7 protein-coding genes and 1 pseudogene are annotated in these 8,411 nt (G+C 72.3%); 2 read left to right on the forward strand and 6 right to left on the reverse strand.

All coding sequences use genetic code 11. The features are described 5' to 3' along the window. The 3 genes and pseudogenes from VLJ82_RS18940 to VLJ82_RS18950 all read right to left on the reverse strand — a co-directional run. Nucleotides 1–765, reverse strand: a pseudogene (locus tag VLJ82_RS18940) (amidohydrolase); the annotation flags it as partial. Nucleotides 766–811: 46 nt separating this feature from the next. Then, a complete protein-coding gene (locus tag VLJ82_RS18945; protein ID WP_408664921.1) occupies nucleotides 812–1,543 on the reverse strand; it encodes a hypothetical protein in 732 nt (243 codons plus the stop codon). A gap of 248 nt (nucleotides 1,544–1,791) precedes the next feature. Beyond that, nucleotides 1,792–3,105: an MFS transporter gene (locus VLJ82_RS18950; RefSeq protein ID WP_408664922.1), complete on the reverse strand. Its 1,314-nt coding sequence runs from the start codon at nucleotides 3,103–3,105 to the stop codon at nucleotides 1,792–1,794. 135 nt (nucleotides 3,106–3,240) lie between these two features. On the opposite strand from VLJ82_RS18950, the gene VLJ82_RS18955 reads away from it, so the two are divergent. Next, nucleotides 3,241–3,546, forward strand: coding sequence for a hypothetical protein (locus tag VLJ82_RS18955; RefSeq protein WP_408664923.1), 306 nt, complete (start codon nucleotides 3,241–3,243; stop codon nucleotides 3,544–3,546). 43 nt (nucleotides 3,547–3,589) lie between these two features. Here the strand turns inward: VLJ82_RS18955 and VLJ82_RS18960 are convergent, their stop codons facing one another. The 3 genes from VLJ82_RS18960 to VLJ82_RS18970 form a co-directional block, all read right to left on the reverse strand. Further along, nucleotides 3,590–4,603 carry a YihY/virulence factor BrkB family protein gene (locus VLJ82_RS18960; RefSeq protein WP_408664924.1) on the reverse strand — a complete coding sequence of 338 codons (1,014 nt, stop codon included), beginning with the start codon at nucleotides 4,601–4,603 and terminating at the stop codon, nucleotides 3,590–3,592. Nucleotides 4,604–4,721: 118 nt separating this feature from the next. Beyond that, nucleotides 4,722–5,795: an amidohydrolase family protein gene (locus VLJ82_RS18965; protein ID WP_408664925.1), complete on the reverse strand. Its 1,074-nt coding sequence runs from the start codon at nucleotides 5,793–5,795 to the stop codon at nucleotides 4,722–4,724. Next, on the reverse strand, nucleotides 5,792–7,381 hold the full coding sequence (locus tag VLJ82_RS18970) for a helicase HerA-like domain-containing protein (protein ID WP_408664926.1): 1,590 nt from the start codon (nucleotides 7,379–7,381) through the stop codon (nucleotides 5,792–5,794). The genes VLJ82_RS18965 and VLJ82_RS18970 overlap by 4 nt, the downstream gene beginning before the upstream one ends. 308 nt (nucleotides 7,382–7,689) lie before the next feature. On the opposite strand from VLJ82_RS18970, the gene VLJ82_RS18975 reads away from it, so the two are divergent. Further along, a partial coding sequence (locus VLJ82_RS18975) for an EAL domain-containing protein (RefSeq protein WP_408664927.1) occupies nucleotides 7,690–8,411 on the forward strand: 722 nt, incomplete at its 3' end.

Raw genomic sequence — 8,411 nt, forward strand, 5'->3', positions numbered from 1 at the left:
GGCCTCGGTGGCGTGGTTGATCACCAGCCGGTAGCCGAACTCGTCGGCCAGCCGGATCGCGGTGGCGATGTCGTCGGCGCGGTGGGTGTGCTGGCACCACGGCAGCTCGCCGGACAGCACCCGGGCCAGCACCTCCGAGGATGGGTCGCGCTCGAACGGCTCGTCGCCGGCAGCGTCGCGGCGGGCCCGGTAGTCCTGCGCCTTCATCAGCGCGTCCCGGATCACCGCCGTCACCCCGAGCCGGGTCGAGGGCAGCTTTCCCTTGTCGCCGTAGACCCGTTTGGGGTTCTCGCCGAGCGCGCTCTTGACGCTGGCCGGTGACTTGATCACCATCTCGTCGACCATCCGGCCCCAGGTCTTGATCGCCACCGTCTGGCCGCCGATCGGATTGCCGCTGCCGGGCTTGATTACGCAGGAGGTCACTCCGCCGGCCAGCGCGTCCCGGAAGCCCTCGTCGGCGGGGTTGATGGCATCCAGCGCCCGCAGCCGGGCCCCGTTCGGGTCGGTCATCTCGTTGACGTCCGCGCCGGCCCAGCCCTCGCCCTCCTCCCACACCCCGAGGTGGGCGTGCGCGTCGACGAAGCCGGGCAGCACCCACTTGCCGGTGGCGTCCACCACCTCGACGTCCGGGCCGATGTCCACTGTCTCGCCCACCGCGGTGATCACGCCGTCGGTGACCAGCACCGTGCCGGCCGCTATCGGCTCCCCCTCGATCGGAACGACGTAACCGCCGACGATGGCCACGCTGCCGGTCTGCTGGGTCATACCCCGACCCTAACGGCTCGATCTCCCCGGCCGCCTGCCCGGACTGTCATAGGGATCGGTCGTCAGGACGGTCGATCCCTATGACGGTCGAGGAGCGCCCGACCCGGGGTGCGCCCGCCGCTTGCTCCCGGGTTCGGGCCGGCTGCCGCTCCGCGAGGATCTTCTCGACCCATTCGGACCACTCCGCGGGGGCTTCGTTCACCAGGCGCGCATACCAGGCATCCAATTCATCAGAGGTCGGCCGCTGCGGCCACGCGCCGTTCGTGTACACCGCGTAGGGCACCCACTCCTCACCCGGCCTCGCGAGCCGCGGATGCCAGTGGTAGATCCCTTCCCGGACTTCGAAGAGCAGCTTGTGCAGCAATTCGTTGCCCAGCTGGGATGCCTGCCGGGCATGCTCGGCCCACGTGTCGGCGTCCGCGGTCTCGTACGCTCGCATCTCCCCGGTGCGGTCGGACCGGTGGTACGGCACCCATCCCTCCGCTTCGGCGCGCTGGAACCGGTGCCAGTGGACATGTCGATTGCGGTTGTCGAGTACCACCTCCGCCGTCCGAATCCATGTCGTCACGTCATCGAGCTGCACGTCCCGGGCCCACGGCGGCAAGCCTGCCTTGGCCCGTTTCCGGGTGGCTCTCAGTACCCGGCTTACCGGGAAAGCTTCCGGATCCGGTTCGCCCACGGCACGCGCGATGAGGTAGGCCACGTTCTCCACCGCTCGGCCGTGCCAGACCAGGCGTCCGAGTGACACGTACTCCGCCTGCAGTTGTTCCTCTGTCATTGCGCGCTCCTGCGCTGCACGGCAGCGCGCGATGACACCGGCGTTCCCTCGATCGCAACGGCGCGACTGCCGACGACGGCCACGCTGCCGGCCTGCTGGGTCATACCCCGGACCCTAACCACTCGATCTCCCCGGCCGCCTGCCCGGACCGTCATGAGGATCGGGCGTCAGAACGGTCGATCCTCATGACGGTTCGGGAGGGAGGTACCCGGGCCGGTGCTGAGCACCTGGACCGGGTGCGCCCACCCTCAGCCGCTGAGATCCCAGCGGTGCCGTACCACCGGCACCGGGACCGGCTGGCCGGCCTCGGCCGCCCGCAGCGCCCAGTGCCGGGCTCGCAGCCACCAGCGCACCATCTGCACCAGCCCGAGCGCCTGCACCGTCACCGCGACCGCGAAGGCCAGCCGGTAGCTGCCCAGGGTCGCCGGGCCGCGCAGGTCCAGCGTCCAGCCCAGGCCCAGGCACGCCACGATGGCGGCCACGAAGCCGGCCACGTTCACCAGTCCGGTCGCGGTGCCCACGATCGCCGGCCCGTTGTAGTCGCGGGCCAGCGCGAAGCCGATCGAGGACACCGGGCCGCCGGTGCTGGTCACCAGCACCAGGGCCACCAGCAGCCAGCGCGGCATGGGGCCGGAGAAGGCGGCCAGCACCGCGTACCAGCCGAGCACGGTCACCAGGCTGGTCCCGATCGCCAGCGGCACCCGGGTCGCCGGGTACCGGCCGATCAGGTAGCCGATCGGCGGCCCGACCAGGACGGCGACCAGCACGCTGAACAGCAGCACCGTGCCGGCGGCGTCCCGGCTCATCCCCTGGCCCTGCACCATGAACGGCACGCCCCACAGCACCGCGAAGGTCAACGCGGTCGCCATCGAGGCGAAGTGCACCCAGAAGCCGGCCCGGGTGCCGGGCAGCGACCAGGCCGAGCCCACCCGGCGGCCGACCCGGCGCAGCGACTCCAGCAGCACCGCGGCCCCGGCCGGCCGGGGCGGCAGCCGCGGTGCCCGGGGCAGCAGCAGGTACACCGCGGCACCGCTGGCCAGCGACAGCAGGCCCGCGCCGAGGAAGGTCGGCGTCCAGCCGGCCCGGTGCAGCAGTGCGGTCAGCGGCAGGGTGGCCACCAGGTTGCCCAGCTGTCCCAGGGTGCCGGTGAGGGCCACCACCACCGGGTAGCGGCGCGGGGTGAACTGCCCGGCGGCGAAGCGCAGCACGCTGACGAAGGTCAGCGCGTCCCCGAGGCCGAGCACCGCCCGGGCCAGCAGGGCCAGCGGGTAGCTGTGCGCCAGCGCGAACAGCACCTGCGCAAGGCCCATGGTGCCGGCCGCAACCACCAGCAGCCGGCGCGGTCCGTACCGGTCGACCAGCACGCCGGTGGGGATCTGCATCCCGGCGTAGATCCCCAGCTGCAGCAGGATGAAGATGCTCAGCTGGCTGGGACTGATGCCGAACCGGTCGGCCGCCTGCAGGCCGGCCACGCCGAGCGAGGTGCGGTGGAACACCGCCACCAGGTAGACGCCCACCGCGATCGCCCAGCGCCGCACCGCGATGGCACGGCGGCGTCGCACGCTCGTCACTTTCTCGCCCTCCGGCTCGGCTGCGCACCTCAGCCTAGTGACGCCGGCACCCGGGGCATTGCCCGCCGGGCCAGCCGGGTCCACACTGGCCGCATCCGCCAGTACACCGGCCCGAAGGAGGCCACCATGGCTGTGCTGCTGTCCCAGGACCTGCCCCTGCGGCGCGAGGACCTTTCCGCCGTCACCGCCGCGCTGGGGGCGCAGGAGAACCCACCGGAGGGCCTGCTGCTGCATGCCCTCACCGAGCTGCCCGGCGGCGGGGTGCGGGTGGTCGATGTCTGGGAAAGTCCCGACCTGTATGAGAAGTTCCTCACCGAGCGGCTGCTGCCCACCATGGGCAAGGTCTTCGCCGAGCGGGGCATCCCGCTCGACGGCCCGATGCCCGAGCCGGAGCTGGCCGAGGTCCACGACCTGATCACCGCCCGCCGGTAACGCCCGGCCCGGCGCCGACCGGTCGCGCCCCTTGGCCGGGCGGTCAGCGGCTGCGGCCCTCGAACCAGTGGCCGATCGCGGCCGCGCGTACCCCGAGGACACGTGGCAGCCGCGGCCGCCCGACGGTCCGGCGCCGGGGCGACACCGGCTCCGCTGCCACGGCGGCCGGTGCGCTCGCCCGCAGCTGCAGCAGCACGCTGTTGAGCTCGGCGCCGGTCAGGATGGCCAGCGAGGAGAAGTACAGCCAGACCCCGGTCGCGATGGAGGCGCCGATCGCCTGGCCGATCAGCACCACCTGCTGGTCGTCGGTGTGCACCCCGGTCGGAGCGACCGCCCCGATCAGCAGGTAGCCCCGGAACACCCCCGCGGCACCGATCCAGAGCAGCACCGCCATGGACGCGCCGGGCAGGCACTGCCGCACGCTCAGCCGCACGTTCGGGCCGTAGCGGTACAGGTTGACGATGACGCCGAGCAGGATGAAGAACAGCAACGGCCAGCGCAGCACGATCCACAGCTGCGCCACCACCGGCGAGCGGCCCATCACCCGGTCCAGGCCGGCATGGCCGCTGTGCCAGCCGAGCACCATCACGGCCAGCGTCACCGCGATCACCCCGACCACCACGATGGCATGGCCGAGGGCGTACAGGCGCTGGGACCGGGTCGGGCGCTGGTCGTCCACTCCGAAGGCCACGTCCAGGCCGTGCACCAGCGAGTAGAAGATCCGGCTGATCAGCCAGGCCGAGGCCAGCAGGCCGGTGAGCGCCGGCCCGGATGTCTGGGAGAGCTGGGTGGCCACGAACGGGTTGATCACCGGGTCGGCAAGCTTGGGCCCGATCAGCAGCCGGATCGCCTCGCTGGCCCCCTGCTGGGCCCGGACGGCCAGCTCGGGGCCGCCGACGCGGGCCAGCGCGTGCAGCACGCCGCCCAGGGTGACCGTCGCCGGCACCAGCGACAGCAGGGCGAAGAAGGCCATCGCCGAGGCGTGCGCGTTGACCCGGTGGCGGACCGCGGCCCGCAGCACCGCCACCAGGATGGTGCCAACCCTGCGCACGCTCATCGCAGCCTGCCCGACGAGAAGGATCTCGAAAATCCAGCATCCAGGACGGCGTAGCAAAGGTAAATGCCACGAACTTGGGCGGGTGATCGATCCGGCGAATACCCGGTCGGCAGGCGGGTCAGCCGACGACGGCGCCGTCCAGCACGATCCGGCGCGGCGCGTACACGGTGGCCAGCTCCACCCGGGGGTCGTGGTCATAGACCACCAGGTCGGCCGGCGCCCCCTCGGTCAGGCCGGGGAAGCCCAGCCACTCCCGGGCCCGCCAGGACGCCTGGGCGATCACCTCGGCCTGCGGGATGCCGGCCTGCACCAGGGCGGCCACCTCCTCGCGGATCAGCCCGTGCGGCAGCGAGCCGCCGGCGTCGGTGCCGGTGTAGACCGGCACGCCCGCCTCGTAGGCGTCCCGGATCCGCTGCCGGGAGGTGGCGAACAGCGCGCGCATGTGCGCGGCGTAGGCCGGGAACTTCTGCTCGGCCGAGTCGGCGATGGCCGGGAAGGTGTCGACGTTGATCAGGGTCGGCACCACCGCGATCTGCCGCCGGGCGATCTCGTCCAGCAGGTCGCCGGTGATCCCGGTGCCGTGCTCGATGGAATCGATGCCGGCCGCGACCAGGCCGGGCAGCGCCTGCTCGCTGAAGGTGTGCGCGGCCACCCGGACGCCGAGCTGGTGAGCCCGCCCGATCGCGGCGGCCAGCACGTCGTCTGGCCAGACCGGCATCAGCTCGCCGACCGAGCGGTCGATCCAGTCCGCGGCGAGCTTGACCCAGCCGTCGCCGCGGCGGGCCTGCTGCTCCACCTCGGCCACCAGGTCCTCCGGCTCCACCTCCACGCCCAGGTTGCGGATGTAGCGGCGCGGCCGGGCGATGTGGCGCCCGGCCCGCACCAGCCGGGGCAGGTCCGGGCGCCGCTGCACGCCGGTGTTGTCCACCGGGGCGCCGGCGTCGCGTAGCAGCAGGGCCCCGGCGTCGCGGTCGAGCACCGCCTGCTCGACCTGCATCTCCTCGTCCGCCCAGCCGTCGGTGGTGACGCCGATGTGGCAGTGCGCGTCGACGAAACCCGGCAGCACCCAGCCACCGGCGGCGATCGACTCGGCGCCGGACACCGGCTCGAAGGTCAGCCGGCCGTCGACGATCCAGGCCTCGCGTTCCTCCTCCTCGGGCAGGAACACCCCGCGCAGGTGCAGGACGGTCACCGGCGCCGCCGCCGGGCGGTGCCGAACAGCGACCGGGTGATCTCCCGGCCGAGCACGGTGGCCGTCGAGCGGGCGAAGGACCTGAACGCCGCCGAGCCGAGCACCTCGGCCACCACGCCGCCGTCGTGCTGCTGTTGCTTGGGCTGGCTGGGCGCTCTGTCAGCCGAACCGCCCGCCGGGGCGGGCTCGGGCTGCGCCGGGGCGGGCTCGGGATGGGCGGCCGCCAGCCGGGCAGTGAGCTTCTCGTACGCCGAGTCCCGGTCGATCGGGGTGCCGTACTTGGCCAGCAGCGGGGAGCCCGCCACCGCCTGGGCCTGCGCCGCCTGGTCCAGCTGGGCCATCAGCGAGCGCGGCGCGCGCAGCCGGGTCCAGGCCACCGGGGTCGGGGCGCCCCGCTCGGACAGCACCGTCACCACCGCCTCGCCGATGCCGAGCTGGGTGAGCAGCTCGGCGAGGTCGTAGTGGCTGGTCTTGGGATAGGTACGCACCGCTTTGGCGAGGTTCGCCGCGTCGTCCGGGGTGAAGGCGCGCAACGCGTGCTGCACCCGGTTGCCGAGCTGGCCGAGCACGCTGTCCGGCACGTCGGCCGGCACCTGGGTGACGAAGAAGATGCCGATCCCCTTCGACCGGATCAGCCGGACGGTCTGGGTCAGCTGCTCCAGGAAGGCCTTGGACGCGTCGCTGAACAGCAGGTGCGCCTCGTCGAGGAAGAACACCAGCTTGGGCTTGTCCACATCGCCCACCTCGGGCAGCTCGGAGAACAGGTCGGCCAGCAGCCACATCAGGAAGGTGGAGAACAACCGCGGCTTGTCCTGCACCGCGGCCAGTTCCAGGGCCGAGACGATGCCGCGGCCGTCGCTGCCGGTCCGGATCAGGTCGGCCGGCTCCCACTCCGGCTCGCCGAAGAACACCTCGCCGCCGTTGTTCTCCAAGGTGATCAGCGAGCGCAGGATCACCCCCGCGGTGGCCTTGCTCAACCCGCCGATGCCGGTCAGCGCGTCCTGGCCCTCGTCTGATGTCAGGTACTGGATCAGCGCCCGCAGGTCCTTCAGGTCCAGCAGCGGCAGCCCGGCCGAGTCGGCGTAGTGGAAGATCAGCGCCAGCGACGACTCCTGGGTCTCGTTCAGCTCCAGAACCTTGGCAAGCAGCAGCGGGCCGAACGAGGTCATGGTGGCCCGCACCGGCACCCCGCTGCCCAGGCCGCCGAGCGCCAGGAACTCCACCGGGAAGACGGCCGGCTGCCAGTCGTCGCCGGTGTCGGCGGCCCGCTGGGAGACCCGGTCGCCCGGCTGGGCCGGCTGCGCGGGGCTGGCCAGCCCCGACAGGTCACCCTTGATGTCGGCGACCACCACCGGCACGCCGGCCGCCGAGAGCTGCTCGGTCAGCAGCTGCAGCGTCTTGGTCTTGCCGGTCCCGGTGGCCCCGGCGATCAGGCCGTGCCGGTTGAGCATGCTGAGCGGAATCCGCACGCCCGCCGACGGAAACGCCTCGCCGCCCACCACCACGGACCCGAGTTCCAGCGCGGGCGTGCCGAAGTCATACCCGGCGGCAATGCTCGTTGCGGACTCGGTAGACGATTCGGCCATGACACTCACTTCCGGCGCTGGACGGTCGGGACGACGGGGATTTCCGGCAAGGTACGCCCCGGGAACCTACCCCAGCCCGCGCCGGGGTGCCCCCATTCCGCAGTGGCAGCCCGGCCGGCCGTCCGCGAGCGCCGCACCGGTCGCCGCCGGCTCGGGTTGGTCGGCACGGATACCGCCGTTTGGAAGTGAGGGGGCAACTTGGGCGGGTACGCTGCTGCTGGACCGACGCGGGGCGTCGCGCCACTATTTTCTGCGTTTCCCAAGACGAAGCCCGAACCCGGGGGGCGAGGCGAATGCCGGACCGTCGATTGTGGCGCCTGCTCGTCACCATCACGATCCTGGACCTGTTGATCGTCCTGACCGGTCCGCTCGTCCTGCTGGTCGACCGCGGCCAGCGCAATCCGAGCCTGGACTGGGTCGTGGTGGCGACCGCGGTGGTCGCGCTGGTGGTGCTGCCGCTGCAGTGCGTGGCGCTGTGGAAGGTGCTGTCCCCGCAGTTCGGCGAGCAGCGCCGGTTGCGCCGGATGTTCCGGCGGGTCGACGAGGTGATCCAGGGCGGTGACCTGAGCATCGCGTTCCAGCCGGTGGTCAATGCCCGGACCATGCAGGTCATCGGGGTGGAGGCGCTGGCCCGGTTCGGCGGCGACCCGCTGATCACGCCGACCCAGTGGTTCAACGATGCCGAACTGGTCGACCGGACGCTGCAGCTGGACCTGCTGGCGGTGCGCCGCACGCTGGGCGCCGCGGTGGACCTGCCGCCGGACGTCTACGTCGCGATCAACGTCTCGCCCACCACGCTGGCCAGCCCCGCCCTGCTGCGGGAGCTGCGCTCGACCGCCATCCGGCCGGACCGGCTGGTGCTGGAGGTCACCGAGCACGCCTCGATCGCGGACTACGCGCCGCTGATCGAGGCGCGGATGACGCTGCGGGCGCACGGCATCCGGCTCGCGGTGGACGACGCCGGCGCCGGCTACGCCTCGTTCCGGCACATCGTGGCGCTGGCCCCGGACATCATCAAGATCGACCGCGG

Source organism: Jatrophihabitans sp., from assembly GCF_035474675.1.
Classification (GTDB): Bacteria; Actinomycetota; Actinomycetes; order Mycobacteriales; family Jatrophihabitantaceae; genus Jatrophihabitans_A.